At 62.3% G+C, this 17,350-nt stretch carries 13 protein-coding genes; 7 read left to right on the top strand and 6 right to left on the bottom strand.

The window, feature by feature from the left end; genetic code table 11:
* Complete coding sequence (locus tag HMPREF3166_RS06830; protein ID WP_070488367.1) at positions 1–1,722, top strand: VanW family protein; 1,722 nt, start codon at positions 1–3, stop codon at positions 1,720–1,722.
* A gap of 370 nt (positions 1,723–2,092) precedes the next feature.
* On the opposite strand, the gene HMPREF3166_RS06825 is transcribed toward HMPREF3166_RS06830, so the two are convergent.
* Both HMPREF3166_RS06825 and HMPREF3166_RS06820 read right to left on the bottom strand, forming a co-directional pair.
* A complete protein-coding gene (locus HMPREF3166_RS06825; protein ID WP_070488365.1) occupies positions 2,093–2,410 on the bottom strand; it encodes a hypothetical protein in 318 nt (105 codons plus the stop codon).
* Positions 2,411–2,455: 45 nt separating this feature from the next.
* Positions 2,456–2,806, bottom strand: a complete 351-nt coding sequence (locus tag HMPREF3166_RS06820) for a hypothetical protein (RefSeq protein WP_070488363.1) — start codon at positions 2,804–2,806, stop codon at positions 2,456–2,458.
* Between the two features lie 505 nt (positions 2,807–3,311).
* Between HMPREF3166_RS06820 and HMPREF3166_RS06815 the strand changes: the two genes are divergently transcribed.
* Positions 3,312–4,673 carry a UDP-glucose dehydrogenase family protein gene (locus HMPREF3166_RS06815; protein ID WP_070488361.1) on the top strand — a complete coding sequence of 454 codons (1,362 nt, stop codon included), beginning with the start codon at positions 3,312–3,314 and terminating at the stop codon, positions 4,671–4,673.
* A 50-nt stretch (positions 4,674–4,723) separates the two neighbouring features.
* Complete coding sequence (dcd, locus tag HMPREF3166_RS06810; RefSeq protein ID WP_070488359.1) at positions 4,724–5,290, top strand: dCTP deaminase; 567 nt, start codon at positions 4,724–4,726, stop codon at positions 5,288–5,290.
* Positions 5,291–5,324: 34 nt separating this feature from the next.
* On the opposite strand, the gene HMPREF3166_RS06805 is transcribed toward dcd, so the two are convergent.
* The 4 genes from HMPREF3166_RS06805 to HMPREF3166_RS06790 form a co-directional block, all read right to left on the bottom strand.
* Positions 5,325–6,569, bottom strand: a complete 1,245-nt coding sequence (locus HMPREF3166_RS06805; protein ID WP_193393354.1) for a pyridoxal phosphate-dependent aminotransferase — start codon at positions 6,567–6,569, stop codon at positions 5,325–5,327.
* Positions 6,570–6,664: 95 nt separating this feature from the next.
* Positions 6,665–7,498: a hypothetical protein gene (locus HMPREF3166_RS06800; protein WP_070488357.1), complete on the bottom strand. Its 834-nt coding sequence runs from the start codon at positions 7,496–7,498 to the stop codon at positions 6,665–6,667.
* A gap of 320 nt (positions 7,499–7,818) precedes the next feature.
* Positions 7,819–11,367, bottom strand: a complete 3,549-nt coding sequence (locus HMPREF3166_RS06795; protein ID WP_070488355.1) for a (Fe-S)-binding protein — start codon at positions 11,365–11,367, stop codon at positions 7,819–7,821.
* Between the two features lie 163 nt (positions 11,368–11,530).
* Positions 11,531–12,484, bottom strand: a complete 954-nt coding sequence (locus HMPREF3166_RS06790; protein WP_070488353.1) for an alpha/beta hydrolase fold domain-containing protein — start codon at positions 12,482–12,484, stop codon at positions 11,531–11,533.
* 223 nt (positions 12,485–12,707) lie between these two features.
* On the opposite strand from HMPREF3166_RS06790, the gene dnaK reads away from it, so the two are divergent.
* The 4 genes from dnaK to HMPREF3166_RS06770 all read left to right on the top strand — a co-directional run bounded on the left by dnaK (position 12,708) and on the right by HMPREF3166_RS06770 (position 17,330).
* Positions 12,708–14,567 (top strand): molecular chaperone DnaK, encoded by a 1,860-nt coding sequence (gene dnaK, locus HMPREF3166_RS06785; protein WP_035012251.1) that lies wholly within the window; start codon positions 12,708–12,710, stop codon positions 14,565–14,567.
* Complete coding sequence (grpE, locus tag HMPREF3166_RS06780; protein ID WP_070488351.1) at positions 14,567–15,163, top strand: nucleotide exchange factor GrpE; 597 nt, start codon at positions 14,567–14,569, stop codon at positions 15,161–15,163. Before dnaK ends, grpE begins: the two co-directional genes overlap by 1 nt.
* Positions 15,164–15,292: 129 nt before the next feature.
* The gene (locus HMPREF3166_RS06775) at positions 15,293–15,730 is read left to right on the top strand and encodes a DUF2871 domain-containing protein (protein ID WP_371327265.1); all 438 of its coding nucleotides are present in this window, start codon (positions 15,293–15,295) and stop codon (positions 15,728–15,730) included.
* A gap of 322 nt (positions 15,731–16,052) precedes the next feature.
* On the top strand, positions 16,053–17,330 hold the full coding sequence (locus tag HMPREF3166_RS06770) for an HNH endonuclease signature motif containing protein (protein ID WP_083293838.1): 1,278 nt from the start codon (positions 16,053–16,055) through the stop codon (positions 17,328–17,330).
* Positions 17,331–17,350 lie beyond the last annotated feature (20 nt).

The raw sequence follows: 17,350 nt of genomic DNA, 5'->3' as shown, positions 1-17,350 counted from the left end.
GTGAATTCTCAGGATCAGACTAACCGGAGCCGTCGGCCCGTCAAGTCACGCAAGCGCCGCGGCATTCCGTGGTGGGCGTGGTTCTTCGTCGGCTTGATTGGCCTGGGGGGCCTCCTCTACGGCGTGGACTTGGCCATGAGTGAGGGCAAGGTGCCGCGCGGCGTGACCGTCGGCGGCGTGGACATTAGTGGTGTGGATAAGTCTCAGGCGGAGCAGCGCTTGCGTAATGACCTGGGCGAACGCACCCGTCAGCCGGTGACGGTCCTAGCGGGAAACATGAGCTCCACCATCGAGCCCGCTAAGTCCGGCATGCAGGTGGACTGGGGTGCCACGGTGGACCAGGCGGGCCAGCAGCCACTGAACCCGATCACGCGCATCCGTTCCTTCTTCGAGACCCGCGAGGTGGGCATTATCTCGAAGATTACGGACGAGAGTCTGAACCGATCCCTGAACCGCGTGGAGCGGGAGCTGACCCGCGACGCGGAAAACGCCAAGTTGTCCGTCGGCGCTGACGGTAAGGCGGATATTAAGGAGGACAAGCCGGGGCAGACCGTGGACCGGGAACTGCTGGATACCGAGGTGCGGGAAAACTGGCTGAACACCGACGGGCGCGTGAACGTGGAGGCCACGATCACCCCAGCGGATGCGGACAAGGATGCCGCCGAGCGGGCCGCCAAGCAGTACGTGAAGCCGGCGACGGCGAAGAACCTGGTGTTCCACGGCCGCGACAAGGTCGATGGTGTGATCACTCCGCAGAACTGGCACGAGATCCTGACCTTTAAGGTGGATGGCGGCGAGTTCCTGCCGGAGTGGAACACGGAGAAGGCGCAGGAGATTCTGAGCGAGCAGCTTTCCAGTACTGAGGTGGAGTACCGCGACGCCAGCTTCGAGTTCCACGGCGACGATATCACGGTGGTGCCTTCCAAGGATGGTGTGGAGATCAAGTGGAAGGAAACGCTGGGCGACCTGCAGGGCAAGGCGCTGGATAAGAAGAAGCGTGAGCACGAGGTCGTCTACGAGGATAAGAAGGCTGAGTACACCACCGAGCAGGCGAAGAAGGCGCACTTTGACGATGTGGTGGGCACCTTCACCACCGGTGGTTTCAGCGGCCCTTCGGGCACTAATATTCGCCGCGTGGCGGAGATGGTGAATGGTGCGATTGTGCTGCCGGGGGAGACGTTCTCTCTGAATGGTCACACCGGGCCGCGCGGTAGTGCTCAGGGCTTTGTGGAGTCCGGCATTATTATCGACGGCCACGCCGGCAAGGCGGTCGGCGGCGGTATTTCGCAGTTCGCAACCACTCTGTACAACGCCTCGTACTTCGCCGGCATGGAGGACGTGGCGCACACCCCGCACTCCTATTACATTTCCCGCTACCCGGCAGGCCGTGAGGCGACCGTGTACGAGGGTGCGATCGACCTGAAGTTTAAGAACCCCTTTGATACGCCCGTGCGCATCACCACGGACGTGAGCGGGGATTCCGTCACCGTGCGTTTGCACGGTGTGAAGCAGGTGGATGTGGAATCCATTCCGGGCGAGCGTACGAACCCGACGTCTCCGAAGAAGATGGAGTTGGACGGTGACGACTGCTCGCCGTCCTCTGGCGCGCCGGGCTTCACCATCACCGACACTCGCGTGGTGAAGGACCTGAAGGGCAAGGAGCTTTCCCGCGAGACCCAGCGCACGGTCTACGACCCGCAGCCGATCGTGAGCTGTAAGTAGGGGCTAAGCCGCCTGGCCCTAGCCCTAGGGTTGTGAGCCGAGGGAGCCGCCGGGCAGGAGATCCATTAGGGAGGGGCCTCAGCGGGGAGTGTGCATGATGGCATGCTCCCCGCTTTGCTTGCTCTATAGAGCGTTTGGGACGAACACTCTTATCCGCTTATTTCGCGCCGAGCTACTTTAGCTCAGTGAAGAATGCCGAAAGCTGTCCCCGGAGGTGGGTTTCGGTATTAAGCCTTAACGCTCTCTTCAACTCGGTGTAGGAAACACGTGATCAGCAAGCTTTGTTTGCGCATGCGAAAAGGAGCGGAAACGATTTCTCGTTCCCGCCCCTTTGGCTATCAAAGCCTGGAGCTTAAAGCTCTAACAGGTCTTAGTTGATGATGCCCTCGTGCTTCAGGTAGTTGCCAACGCCGATGATGACGCTAGCAATGGTGCCAGCGATACCAGCAGCCAGGCCGGCCCAGAGGAGGGTGCCCCAAGAATTGAGCGGGTTTTCCTTGGAAGGCTTGAAGAACTGGTTGCCGGTCAGCGGATCCAGCTTCTCCAGCTTGTGACCGATGTTGGAGCTCAGGGTGGGGCCATCCTTAGGAGCGTCGGAGCCAGCGGTCTCAGCACCTGCAACAGCGGTGCCGGTCAGAGCGACGGAAGAAGCGGTGGCCAGAGCCAGAGCAGCCTTGCGAATTTTCATGGAAGTTCCTTTTCCTATCTTGAGTGGACGTGTGTTGGCTTCTGCTTAGCGGTTGATGCCGTAGCGCAGGAAGTTGTAGATCGGAGCAACAATCAGGCCGAAGACGCTGATTGCGGCGGTGGTGATGAACAGGCTGTCGGCGATCTTAGCCCACATCGGGGTATCTGCCTTGATCTCCTCGTTGTTCTTCCAGTTCTCCTTGCCGAAGAGCTGGTCGCCCGTGGCCTGCTTGTCCAGCTCCAGCTTGTCCCACAGCTTGGAGGAACCGGAGACGCCGTCCTGCTCGGTTGCCGGCGGGGTCTGGCCGTCATTCTCAGCAGCAGCAACGGAAACGCCGGAGATGGCGACGGTGGTAGCGGTAGCAACAGCCAGAGCTGCGTTGCGGAACTTACGCATCTGAAATGCCTTTCTGTAAGTGTGAGTGGTTCGAAGTCAAGGACTTCACTTAAGTTTCTCTTGGCTCCTTGATCGCCGCTCACTCTTCCATAAGAGATTCCGGCTACGAAGCTGTTGAAACGCTGGCAAGTCCTAACAGATAGCTACCTTAACAGGGATTTCAGGGTTTCGGTAAGCGAGGACGAGACTTTCTCGGTGATATAGGTCACTTATGGTCGAACTCTTGGGAACATTTCCTGAATCACACGTCATTTCCCCAGGTATACGCATAAAAATATGCCGATATGAGCCTTCGATCCTCTTTCGCTTTGGGGGTGAATTGAGGGGGGATAGTGCGTCGCGCCTCCCGGAAATACTCAGAAACTGCGGTAAAGCGCGACTATTCGATACACAGTCCCGCCTCAGCTTCCGCTCACTCGCTCTTAAGTGCAGTTAACCAAACGCTGCGCACAAGATCACCTGGAGGTCACCTCCCGTTTACCTAGCAATTGTAGATTTGCCTGCTATGCGTATGACAGTGTTTGGAACGGGATACCTTGGCGCAACCCACGCCGCCTGCATGGCCGAGATGGGCCACGACGTGCTCGGAGTCGATGTCGACCCGGAGAAAATCCAAGCTCTCTCAGAAGGGCGCGTACCCTTCTTCGAGCCCGGCCTGCCGGAGATCCTCACCCGCAACATCGAAGCCGGCCGCCTGCGCTTCACCACCGACTACGCCGAAGCTGCCGAGTTCGCCGACGTCCACTTCATCGGCGTGGGCACCCCGCAGCGCAAGGGCTCCTATGCCGCGGACACCACCTATGTAAATGCCGTCATCGAAACGCTCGCCCCACTGGCCAGTGGCAACCACACCATCTTCGGCAAGTCCACCGTCCCGGTCGGCACTGCGCACGAGCTGCAGCAGAAGGCGGATGAGATCGTGGCGGCGTCCCCAAACAATGCCCAAATCACCATCGCGTGGAACCCAGAGTTCCTGCGCGAAGGCCACGCGGTGAAAGACACGCTGCACCCCGACCGCATCGTCCTCGGTCTCGGCGGCGATAGCTCCAACAGTGACGACCGCGCCGAGCAGCAGCGGGTAGAGGACCTCGCCCGCGAGATCTACGCCCCCGCGCTCGACGAAGGCACTCCGTTCCTGGTGATGGATCTTCCGACCGCAGAGCTGGTCAAGGTCTCCGCCAACGCCTTCCTGGCCACCAAGATTTCCTTCATCAACGCAGTTTCGGAGCTGTGCGAGATCGTCGGCGCGGACGTCACTGCTCTCGCCGACGCAATCGGCATGGACGACCGCATTGGCCGCAAGTTCCTCGGCGCAGGCCTGGGCTTCGGCGGCGGTTGCCTGCCGAAAGATATTCGCGCGTTCATGGCGCGCGCAGGTGAGCTCGGCGCGGACCAGGCATTGACGTTCCTCCGTGAGGTGGACGCCATCAACATGCGTCGCCGCGAGAAGACGGTAGAGTTGGCGCGGCAGACGCTGGGCGGCTCCCTGATTGGCCGGAACGTGACGGTCCTGGGTGCGGCTTTCAAGCCCAACAGCGACGATGTGCGCGATTCCCCGGCCTTGGCCGTAGCGGGTTCGCTGTCCCTGAGCGGCGCGAACGTCACCGTGTACGACCCGCAGGGTATGGAGAACGCCGCGAAGATCTTCCCCACGCTGACCTACGCTCCGAATGTAGAGGAAGCGCTCGAAGGCGCGGAGATCGTGATCGTGGCAACCGAGTGGAAGCAGTTCCAGGAACTCGACCCGGTAGCGGCCCGCAAGCTGGTGGCCGGGGACAACCCCACCGTGCTGGACGGCCGGAACTGCCTGCCGCGCAAGGAATGGGAAGCCGCGGGCTGGAACTTCCTGGCGCTGGGGCGGGGTTAGTACACGGCTAGCTGGCTGCGCACAGCGCCACACCCGCTAGGCTATAGAGCGTGTTACTTTCAGACCGAGACATCCGCGCCGCCATCAACTCCGGCGAGCTGACGATCGACCCCCACGACGATCAGATGGTCCAGCCATCCAGCATCGACGTGCGCCTCGACGGCCTGTTCCGCGTGTTCAATAACTCCAAGTACACGCACATCGACCCGAAGCAGCCGCAAGAGGAACTCACCACCCTGGTGGAAGTCCCCGACGACGAGGCCTTCATCCTGCACCCCGGCGAGTTCGTTCTGGGTGCGACCCTGGAATGCTTCAGTATCCCTGCTCACCTGGCCGGCCGTCTAGAAGGCAAGTCCTCCCTGGGCCGCCTGGGGCTGCTGACGCACTCCACGGCGGGGTTCATCGACCCGGGGTTCACCGGGCACATCACACTGGAGCTTTCCAATACCGCCAACCTGCCCATCGCTCTCTACCCGGGCATGAAGATCGGCCAGCTGGCACTATTCACCATGACCAGCCCGGCGGAAGCCCCCTACGGCAGCGGTGCCCTGGGCTCCAAGTACCAGGGGCAGCGCGGCCCGACCCCCTCCAAGGCCTACCTGAACTTCCAGAACTAGCTGGGGCGCGAGGGGGCGTCGCTAAGAAAAACAGCTACTGCCGGTAGCTAGCCAGGAAGTTACCCAAGCGCTCGATCGCGGCACGCAGATCCCGAGCCCACGGCAGCGTAACCACGCGGAAGTGGTCCGGGGTCGGCCAGTTAAAGCCCGTGCCCTGCACCAGGTGGATCTTCTCCGAGCGCAGCAGGTCGAACATGAACTTCTCGTCGTCGTGGATCTCGTGCACGTTCGGATCGAGGCGCGGGAAGGCATACAGCGCACCCATCGGCTTCACGCAGCTCACGCCCGGGATCTCGTTCAGCGCCTCATAGGCTGCGTTGCGCTGCTCCAGCAGGCGCCCACCCGGCAGCACCAGATCGTCGATGGACTGGCGGCCAGAAATAGCCACCTGGATCGCATGCTGTGCCGGCACATTCGGGCACAGGCGCGTGCCCGCCAGCACATTCACGCCCTCGATGAAGCCCTTTGCGTGCCCCTTCGGCCCCGTAATCACCATCCAGCCGGAACGGTAACCCGCCACGCGGTACGCCTTCGACAGGCCGTTGTAGGTGATGCACAGCAGGTCCGGGCACAGGGAAGCGATGTTGATGTGCTGGGCGCCGTCGTACAGGATCTTGTCGTAAATCTCGTCGGCCAGGATCAGCAACGAGTGTTCGCGCGCCACGTCCACGATCTGCTGCAGGATCTCGCGGGAGTACACCGCGCCCGTCGGGTTATTCGGGTTGATGACCACGATGGCCTTCGTGCGCTCCGTGACCTTCGCCTTGATGTCCTCGATGGAGGGCATCCAGTCGTTCTCCTCGTCGCACAGGTAGTGCACGGGGCGGCCGCCGGACAGGGAGGTGGAGGCGGTCCACAGCGGGTAGTCCGGGGAGGGGATCAGCACCTCGTCACCGTCGTTGAGCAGCGCCTGCATCGTCATGGTGATCAGCTCGGATACGCCGTTGCCCAGGTAGACATCCTCGACGTCGAACTGAGGGAAGCCGGGGATGACCTCGTAGCGGGAGACGATTGCGCGGCGGGCGCTGATGATGCCCTTCGACGTGGAGTAGCCCTGCGCCGTCGGCAGCGCGGCGATCATGTCGCGCATGATCACATCCGGCGCCTCGAAGCCGAACACCGCGGGGTTGCCCGTGTTGAGCTTCAGGATGCGGTGCCCGTCGGCCTCCATCCGCTCCGCCTCGGTGTTCACCGGGCCGCGAATTTCGTAGAGGACGTTTTGCAGCTTCGTCGATTGATCCAGCGTGCGCAGTTCGCTTGGGCGTTTGGGGGTACTCATTCTCCCCATTGTGCCATTGTGGCTGCTATTTTTATAGTTTTTTTTATTGACGCCCCCTCGCGGTTCGACCTGTCGAGGTGTGGCTGTCGGGTGGGTTAGTCGTCGTCCGGGGTGGCGCCTTCGTCGGGATCCGTGGCGCCATTGCCAGGGCCGTTGCCGGCGCCATTGCCGTTGCCGTTTCCGTTATTGCCGGTGCCAGGGGAGGGGTTGCCGCCGGCGTCCCCGCCGATGCCGCCGGGGCGAGGAGTGCCGCGGTTGGGCTGGTTAGGGCGGGGCTCGTTATCGCGTGGCGGGCGAGAGGGCTTCGCGCTGCTAGACGGCTCGGAGCTTTCGGATTCGGACTCGGTGGGGGTTTCCTGCTCCGTCTGCACGGGTGCCTGGGGTGCGTAGTAGTTCTGGTTGCCGCCTCCGTAGCCGGGGCCCGCGTCTGGGGTCGGCGGCGGTTCGTCGTCATCGTACTTTCCGGTGGTGGTGGGCTTCGGGTACGAGGGCTTCAGCTGCTCAGTGTTGCTGGAGCTTCCGGGGGCGCCGGTTTCTGTGGAGCGCATGGTGGCGAACGCACCGATGGCGACGATGATGGTGGCGATCAGGCCCAAGGTGAGTACCCAGGCCCAGAAGGGCATGATCCCGAAGAACTTCCGGAGGCCGGACTTGGGCTTTTCTTCTTCCTCTTGTTCGTCTTCTCCAGGGTTGGCCGAATTATCGGCTGAGGTATCGGGGTTTGCCTGGGTTTCCGAGTTGGTGGGGTTCTCCTGGGCTTCCGGGGTATTGGGGTTAGCGGCCGTGCCCGAGGTTTTGCCAGCAGCTGCGCCACCAGCGTTTAGGTCAGAGTCGCTGACAGCCTTCATCACGGAGGTTTCTTCAGCGTCGCTGACGGACTTCCCCGAGTTGAGGGGGTTGTTCTTGTCGTTCGAATCAGCGTCAGTCATGGAAACCTACCTCTATCTGTGGGCGTGAGGCTTGTGCGCGCGGGCTCTTTCTATGAGATTTCATTCTAGAATATTGCGCGCCACGGGTACATTCCCAGCCCCGGGATTGGCTGGCGGGCGAATGTCCCAAATCTTCCACTCTGTTTATATAACTATTTCTTTTGTGCAGGTCAGGACGTTTTGACGATGTCATCATTTCAGTGGAAAACGTCAAAAGTGGAAGATTTGGGACATCACGTTGGTGGCTAAAGCAAAAGCGGCGGCAGATCCAGCGTTCTGCTGGACCCGCCGCCGCTATTCAGCGTGCGAGCTAGTCGCTTTTACTGTGCGCCTGGTGCGCCAGGGGCACCCGGAGCGCCGGGGACGATGTTGGTCAGCTTGATCGGACCGCCATCGTTGGCCGGCTGTGCCGGTTGTGCTGGCTGCGCCGGAGCTTCTTCTGCCGTGGTCTCCTCGGCCTGTTCAGCTTCGGCCTGCTCGGTCTCAGTCTGCTCAACTTCAGCCTGTGGCTCCTCGGACGGAGCCTCAGTCTGCTGATTCTCTGCCGGAGCAGCCGGTGCAGCCGGAGCAGCAGCTGCAGCTGGGGCTGCAGGAGCCGGGGCACCCGGTGCGCCCGGAGTAGTGGCCGTCAGCTTGATCGGGCCACCATCTTGTGCGGGCTGAGCCGCCGGTGCAGACTGTTCAGTCTTCGGGGCTTCAGCTGCTGGTGCAGCTGGTGCAGCCGGAGCTGCCTGCGGAGCCTCAGCGGACTCGGCTGCAGTCTCGGCCGGAGCGGCGTCCTGAGCTTCTGCCTGGTCCGAGTCGTCGGAAGCAGCGGCTGCAGCAGCGCCAGCGCCAGCTGCGGCGGCACCTGCACCAGCGGCGGCTGCCGGAGCTGCGGCAGGAGCGCCCGGGGCACCCGGAGCGGTGGCGTTCAGCTTGATTGGGCCACCATCTTGAGCCGGCTGTGCAGCCGGTGCAGACTGCTCAGCCTTCGGAGCCTCTGCAGACTTGTTGGACTCAGCAGCCGGAGCAGCAGGCGCTGCCGGAGCGCCCGGAGCAGCAGGTGCACCAGGAGCAGCAGGTGCGCCCGGAGCTGCCGGGGCGCCAGCGGAAGGTGCCGACGGAGCAGCAGGTGCGGCCGGAGCAGCAGGAGCACCAGGAGCAGCAGGCGCGCCCGGGGCAGCAGGAGCACCCGGGGCTGCTGGTGCGCCAGCGGAAGGCGCCGACGGAGCGCCAGCGGAAGGAGCACTAGGTGCAGACGGTGCAGCAGGTGCGCCAGCGGAAGGTGCGGACGGTGCAGACGGTGCAGCAGGTGCGCCAGCGGAAGGTGCAGACGGGGCAGCCGGAGCACCCGGAGCAGACGGCGCAGCCGGGGCACTCGGAGCAGCTGGAGCACTCGGGGCAGCCGCAGCAGCACCCGCCGCGGCAGCGCCACCAGCAGCAGCGCCACCAGCGGCGGCAGCGGCTTCCTTCTTCTTCTTGGCCTCTTCAGCCTTGCGCTTCTTCTCCTCGGCAGCCTTCTTCTTGGCTTCCTCCTCGGCCTTGCGCTCGGCTTCCTCGCGGGCCAGTTTCTCCTCGTCTACCCAGCCACGCTCAGGCGCAACCAGGAACTCCGGAGACTTCGGTGCAGGCAGCTCGCCGTCCACCAGGACGGACTCGCGGAACATCTGGGCGATATCCAGAACCTGGGTGCGGTCCTGCTTGTTCTCGATGTCGGCCTGACGGTTGTTCACACCGTCGGTCATCATCGTCTTACAGAACGGGCAGCCGATGGCGATGGCGTCCGAGCCGGTGGCCAGAGCCTCGTCCGTACGGTTCAGGTTGATGCGCTCGCCCAGATCCTCTTCCATCCACATGCGGGCACCACCGGCACCACAGCAGAAGCCAGTATTGCGGTTGCGCTCCATCTCCACCAGGTTGGCGCCGGAAGCGCCGATCAGCTCACGCGGAGCCTCGAAGACCTTGTTGTGGCGGCCCAGGAAGCAAGGATCGTGGTAGGGGACCTGGCGGCCGTTTTGCGGTGCAGATACTGGCTCCAGGCGACCCTCGCGGATCAGCTTGTTCAGCAGCTGGGTGTGGTGGACTACCTGGTAGTTACCGCCCAGCTCCGGGTACTCATTGCGCAGGGTGTTGAAGCAGTGTGCACAGGTCACAACGATCTTGCGCTGCTTCGGCGGTACGCCCTCGAAGGCGTTGTCCAGGATCTCGATGTTCTGCTCTGCCAGCATCTGGAAGAGGAACTCGTTACCGGCGCGGCGGGCGGAGTCACCAGTACAGCCCTCGCCCTCGCCCAGCACGGCGTACTTCACGCCGGCGGTGTACAGCAGGTCGGCAACAGCGCGGGTGGTCTTCACCGCGTTGTCGTCGTACACGCCTGCACAGCCAACCCAGAACAGGTACTCGGTGTCGTCGAAGTTCTCGATGTCCTCACCGAATACCGGCACCTCGATGCCGTCTTCCTTGGCCTTCTCGATCCAGTCGGAGCGCTTATTGTTGTTCTGGCCCCACGGGTTGCCCTTGGTCTCCAGGTTCTTGAACAGGCCACCCAGCTCGGTCGGGAAGTCAGACTCAACCAGCACCTGGTAGCGGCGCATGTCGACGATGTGGTCGATGTGCTCGATGTCCACCGGGCACTGTTCCACACAGGCACCACAGTTGGTGCAGGACCACAGCACGTCGGGGTCGATAACACCCATCTCGCCCGCAGCAACCAGCTGCAGCAACGGCATGTCCGCGTGGGCGTCAACAGAAGGATCGTCCAGAACGGCAGTGTCGGCAGCCTCGCCGGAGAACATGCCACCTGCGTGGGCCTCGTCCTTACGTGCGGCCTTCAGGTACGGCGCGGACTCGATGGCGTGGTCGCGCAGGTTGGTGATCAGCAGCTTCGGGCTCAGCGGCTTCGCGGTGTTCCAAGCCGGGCACTGCTCCTGGCAGCGGCCACACTCGGTACACGAGGTGAAGTCCATCCAGCCCTTCCAGGTGAAGTCGTCGATCTTGCCAACGCCGATCGAGTCTTCCTCCGGGTCTGCGTTTTCCATGGTCAGCATGCGGCCACCGGAGGTCAGCGGCTTCGCTGCACCCAGTGCGTTACGGCCGTCGGCGTTGCGCTTCAGGAAGATGTTGAAGAACGCCATGAAGCGGTGCCAGGCAACGCCCCACTTGATGTTCATACCGACGATGAACAGCCAGATCATGCCGGACAGCAGCTTGATCAGTGCGAAGATGGAGACCAGCAGCGGGGATTCCGGCAGGATCTTGGCCAGTTGCATGGTGAAGAAGTCGGTGGCCGCGTGGCCGCCCTCGTAGCTGGCGAAGGTGGCGATCTTGGAGGCCTTCACGAAGATCATGCCCAGGCCCTCGATCAGCACAACGGCTTCCACGAAGTAAGCCGCGCTGGAGTTGGAGCCGTAGAAGCGGGCCTTCTTATCCTTGTCGCCGATCTTCTGGCGAATGATGATCAGCGTGATAATACCGATGACGGTGCCCAGGCCCAGCAGCTCGTCCACGAAGTGGTAAACGGCCCAGTTACCGATGATGGGCCAGCCGCCTTCGGGGTTGAAGATCTGAATGTAGGCCTCGAACCACACCATGGCTCCCAGCAGGAAGCCGACCATGACGAGCCAGTGGGCGATTGCCACGCCTGGCTTCTTGGCCATCTTGGTGTGACCGATGATCTCCTTGATCAGGTTCATCAGTCGGCCGGCGGGGTTATCTGTCCTCTTCAGTGCCGGTTGGCCCAGTCGGATCGTGGTAAAGATCTGCGCCGCGCCGCGGATGAAGAACACCCAGGCGGGGAGGGATAGCAGTGCGCCAATGATTCCCAGCGGGACGGTGATGCCCCAGGGGATATCGGATGACGTCGCCTGCCCTGCTGCCAGCAGGTACATGTGAAGCTCCTCGCAAGTCCAGTTATGTATGAAGTAATTACTTACTGGGGCAGATTATCAGGGAGTGGGGCTTTATTTGAACTTTTCTAATTCCGAGCGGATCTGGCGCGAACCTGGGGTAGATCTAGCGTTGACCTGCCGAAATAGGCAACATTCGTGTTGTTTAAATGCGGCTGGCGATCCCGATCTGCTCGCGTCGCGCCGCCTTGCCTGCGCGGGTGTTGCCGAGGTGGTACATGTGTTGCTCGCCACGCGCGACGTTGAGGTTAGTGGTGATTCCTTGTTTCTTTATTGTTGACGCCCACTCCTCCACGTCTGGCAGTGAAATATCGCGGTCGCCGCAGTAGAGCGTGATTTCGGAGCTTCCGAAAGCTCCTTGGAGCTGGTCGGCAGTGAGGTGCAGGGGGCTCACCCGCGGATCCTCCGTGGGGATCTCGCCCGCCCACAGTGCGCCCTGGCGGCGCAGCTGCACGGGGTTGAGGATTGCATCTTTCGGCTCGAAGTCGGGGATGCGCGGGTTGGCGAGGTCCATGTCTAGCCACGGGGCATTCAAGATGAGGCGTGCCGGCGGCTCTAGTTGCTGGGTGTGCTCGGGGGTAGCGGCGAGGGCGGACAACGCCAGCCCGCCGCCCGCTGAATCCCCAATAATGGTGATGTTTTTGGCACCATGTTCTGCCACCAGCTGCTCATAGCAGCGGCGGATCAACGGCAGCGCTTCCGCGTGGTTGTGCTCGGGCAGCAGGCCGTAGAGGGGGATGTCCACCCGCACGCCCGCGTCCGCCAACTGGGCGACGAAGTCCCAGTTACGCTGCTTGATCGGGTTCACGAACCCGCCGGGCAGCACGTACAGCACAGCCTTCGTGGCCGCCTGCGCGGGGGAGAGCTCCTTAATTGCTGCTGTGTGCGGGTCGTAATCTCCTGTGTCGCCCGCGCCTCCGAACTCCATGGGGGCCACCGAGTAGACCGTGAATTCGCCGGAATCGCCCTCCGTTCGTTCGGTGACGGCAAAGTGTTGCCGCAGGGAATGCGGCGGTTCGGCTGGGGCGGGAGGGGTAGAGAAGGTGGCGTCATTACCCGTTCCGGAAGAACGGCCAACCAGGCGTTTGAGGAAAGACATGGGCACAATTCTAGCTTTTTTAAAAAAAGTTGAGCCGAGTGGGAACAACTTTGAGCAGGTATGAGTTGTAAGGGGTGTGAGCAAGTTGAGTGAGACGAACTCAAGTCAGCTTGACTAGACGCGAAAAACGCGGATACTGGTTGGCAGAGACGGGCGAAGTTGAGTCCGCTCGACTAAGGCTCGATAGATTTTATTCGCCCCAGAAACAATAGGAGGAACTGATATGGGACGCGCAGTAGGAATTGACTTGGGCACCACCAACTCTGTGGTGTCTGTTCTGGAAGGCGGCGAGGCAAAGGTCATCGCCAACTCCGAGGGATCCCGTACCACCCCGTCCATCGTGGCTTTCGCCAAGAACGGCGAGGTGCTGGTCGGCCAGTCCGCCAAGAACCAGGCGGTAGCCAACGTGGATCGCACCATCCGCTCCGTTAAGCGCCACATGGGCACGGACTGGAAGGTCTCCATCGACGACAAGGAGTACACCGCTCCGGAGATCTCCGCCCGTACCCTGCAGAAGCTGAAGAGGGACGCGGAGAGCTACCTGGGTGAGGATGTAACCGACGCGGTCATCACCGTCCCCGCCTACTTCAACGACGCACAGCGCCAGGCAACCAAGGACGCTGGCCAGATCGCCGGCCTGAACGTCCTGCGTATCGTCAACGAGCCGACCGCAGCCGCCCTGGCCTATGGCCTGGAGAAGGGTGACAAGGAGCAGACCATCCTGGTATTCGACCTGGGTGGCGGTACCTTCGACGTCTCCCTGCTGGAGATCGGCGACGGTGTGGTTGAGGTTCGCGCAACCGCCGGCGACAACGAGCTGGGCGGCGACGACTGGGATCAGCGCATCGTCGACTGGCTGGCCGACAAGTTCAAGGCAAGCCACGGCGTGGACCTGACCAAGGACAAGATGGCCCTGCAGCGCCTGCGCGAGGCAGCGGAGAAGGCCAAGATCGAGCTGTCCAGCTCCCAGCAGGCCTCCATCAACCTGCCGTACATCACGGTGGACGAAGACAGGAACCCGCTGTTCCTGGATGAGACCCTGACCCGCACCGAGTTCCAGAAGATCACCCAGGATCTGCTGGACCGCACCAAGACCCCGTTCCAGGCAGTGCTGAAGGACGCGGAAATTAGCGTGGACGAGATCGACCACGTCGTGCTGGTCGGTGGCTCCACCCGCATGGTTGCCGTCTCCGAGCTGGTCACCGAGCTGACCAACGGCAAGGAGCCCAACAAGGGTGTAAACCCGGACGAGGTTGTGGCCGTGGGTGCTGCCCTGCAGGCCGGCGTGCTGCGCGGCGAAGTTAAGGACGTGCTGCTGCTGGACGTCACCCCGCTGTCCCTGGGTATCGAGACAAAGGGTGGCGTGATGACCAAGCTGATCGAGCGCAACACCACCATCCCGACCAAGCGTTCTGAGACCTTCACCACCGCTGAGGACAGCCAGCCCAGCGTGCAGATCCAGGTCTTCCAGGGCGAACGCGAGATGGCTGCGCACAACAAGCTGCTCGGCTCCTTCGAGCTGGCGGGCATCGCTCCGGCACCGCGCGGCGTTCCGCAGATCGAGGTCACCTTCGATATTGACGCCAACGGCATCGTCTCCGTCTCCGCAAAGGACAAGGCGACCGGCAAGGAGAACACGATCAAGATCCAGGAAGGCTCCGGCCTGTCCCAGGAGGAGATCGACCGCATGGTCAAGGATGCCGAGACCCACGCGGAGGAGGACAAGAAGCGCCGCGAGGAGCAGGAAGTCCGCAACTCCGCAGAGTCCATGGCATACCAGACCCGCAAGTTCGTCGAGGACAACAAGGAGAAGGTCAACGAGGACACCCAGAACAAGGTCGAGGAAGCAGCCAAGGCTGTTGACGAGGCCCTGAAGGGTGATGACATCGAGGCCATCAAGGATGCAGTGGAGAAGCTGAACGCCGAGTCTCAGGAGATGGGCAAGGCCATCTACGAGGCTGAGGCAGCCGCCGGTGCTGAGGGCGCTGGTGCGGACGCAGGCTCCGCCGCAAACGATGACCCGAACGTTGTGGACGCCGAGGTTGTCGACGAGGACACTTCCGCAGAGGATGATAAGAAGTAATGGCTGAAGATCTGAATCAGGATCCGGGCGCCCCGGAGAACACCGACCCGGAGGCAACCTCGGCCGAAAGCGCCGAAGCTGCCGCCGCGGAAGCCGCGGAGGCGCAAGGGGTCGACGAGGGTCTGGCTGATGCTGAGGCGGCTGCGGCTGATGCTGAGGGCGTCAATCCCGAAGACAGCAACAGTATCGAAGCCGAGCTGGCCGAACGCACCGAGGATCTGCAGCGCGTGACGGCGGAGTACACCAACTACCGCCGCCGCGTGGAGCGTGACCGCGCGAGCGTGATCACCGGCGCGAAGGCCGAGGTGGCTGCCGAGCTGTTGCCGATCCTGGACGACCTGGAGATGGCAGAACAGCACGGCGACCTGACCGGGCCGCTGAAGTCCATGTCGGACAAGCTGCAGTCTGTGATGGCGTCCATGAAGGTGGAGAAGTTCGGCGAGGAAGGCGACGAGTTCGACCCGAACTGCCACGAGGCCGTGCAAGACACGAGCAGTGGCGACGACAAGGTGCTCGCCACCGTCCTCCGTCGCGGCTACCGCCTGGGCGACCGCGTGCTGCGCAACGCGATGGTCATCATCGGCGATCCGCAGTAGCTAGATCCAGAGAGCTCCATGCTTTTGCTGTGGGGCTCTCTTTTTGTGTGGTGGGGTGTGGTGAGCCGGTTGGGGAAAAGGGGCAGAATGGGTGGTGAGAAGATCCGCACTGCTAGTTAAGGAGCGCAAATGAAGGCAATGAAGGCTTTGTACTGGGCTGCCGTTTTCTACCTCGCGTTGGGTTTGGCTGCTGGTGTGTTCTACCGCGAGTTCACACGGGTTAATGAATTCCCGGAAGGGGACTTTACGCAGCTGAGCGTGGTGCATACTCACCTGCTGGTGCTCGGGTTCATCATGTTTTTGGTTTTCCTGGCGCTGGAAAAGCTCTTCGGGCTTTCGCGCAATAAGAAGTCCTTCCAGGCGTTTTACTGGCTGTACAACGCCGGCATCCTGACCACCGTCGCAATGATGATCTGGCACGGCAGCCTAACCGTGCTGGGCAAGGAATCCAATGCGATGATCTCGGGTATTGCTGGCTTGGGACACATCTGCATCACCGTGGGGCTGGTGGTGTTTGTGGTGTTGCTCGGGGGTGCAATTAAGGAGTCGCAGACTGACGCTTCCTAAAGTGCTGGGGATGGGGGCTAGACCGCTCAGACCTGGTGGTTAGAGCAGGTGTTCGATTATTGAAGGTTTTCTAGGAGGGGTTGTCCGGGGCGTTTTCTATGCTGATCGCGTACGGAAAACCACGGGACACGAGCCACGGAATTCGAGCCACGACACAAGAGCCACGACGCACTGGGACCTCCATCATTGAAGGGGAATGATGTTTGACCAGCCCACACCACCCGACAGGCCACCACAAGACCCACCGCCAGACCCACCGCATAACCAATCACAAGGCCAACCACAGGGGCCGTTCTGGAAAGTTACCGACCCCACCGACCCGATGAGCGCAGCCATCTGCGACATCAACCGCAACCACGCGCGCCTCGCCTTGGCGTGCACGCCGCACGACGACGAATGCATCACTGACGTGACCACCCGCCTGGGCGCGCGCCTGGGTCTCCCGGAGTTCCGAGTGGTCCAGCTCGTCGACGTCGGAACCACCTTCCGCCGCTTCCCATCGCTGGTGGAGCTGGCGGAAACCGGGGCCTACTCTATCGAGCTGTGGCGGATCGTCGCTCATAGCCTTGTTGCTGTTAGTGACGCCCACATCTCCGCTGTAGAAGCCGATGTCTACACAGCACTTTCGCCCACTCGGCCTAACCAGGCGATGTTGGGGCAGAGTACGATCCGCCAACGCCTGAAGAAGATCGTCATGGATCACGAGCCTTTGGCCTGCCCGATCGATCCCGCCGAACTAACCTCGCCAGCGGGCGAAGGTACGGATGGCGCAGCCGGGGTAGACGGTACAGATGGCGCAGACGGCACGGGTTCGGACGTAGAGGGCGTCAGTACCGAAGACCTGGCCGTCCTCGGCGCCGCAACGCGGCTAGCTATCGACGACCGCTCGGCCGACTACACCGAGTTCTACCTGACTCTCCCAAAGCTGGAGGCGCTGGAGCTGATCCAGGCGCTCGACAGCGTGAGGAACAAGCAGAATTGTTCCAGGGTGCGGGCGCTTTTGAGCCTGGTGAGGGGGAGCGCGACCGCAGAGGTGAACCTCAACCTGTACCGCCAGGTGGATGCTCCGGAGGCGCAGATTTGGGCGGCCGGCAGCTGGCTCAACCCGCTGGCCACGAAGGAGTGGATGGAGCGGATAACCCACCTGCAGGCTCCGGGGAAGGCCGCTACCGCCGGCTATACCCCGACGCCCCTCATTCGCGCGAGCGTGGAGGGTCGGGATGGAACCTGCCGCTTCCCGGGCTGCGACACCCCAGCGCACAAATGCCAGCTAGACCACGTCAAACGCTTCGTGCATGGCGGCTCGGGCGGTGGACCGGGCAGCGCCCCGAACGGCGGACCAACCGACACCTCAAACCTCCACTGCCTCTGCACCAAACACCACAACGCGAAAACGACGGGAGCCTGGGACGTGACAATCAACCCCGACGGGGAGGAAACCTGGACTAGCTTCGGAGACGGCCACACGGTGATCACCACGCCAAACGGCCCGCTGGGAAGAATCACCTTCCGGCACCGAGCAGTGAAGCGAACGCGGAGGGTGGTGGAGCACAACCAGCGGAAGCAGAAGCGCAACCTGGAGGACGAGCCGCCGTTCTAGCGACGACGCACTAGCGCCGC

It is taken from the genome of Corynebacterium sp. HMSC08A12 (genome assembly GCF_001807485.1).
In the GTDB taxonomy this organism is placed as follows: Bacteria; Actinomycetota; Actinomycetes; order Mycobacteriales; family Mycobacteriaceae; genus Corynebacterium; species Corynebacterium evansiae.
This window is presented reverse-complemented; position numbering and strand designations above follow the sequence as displayed.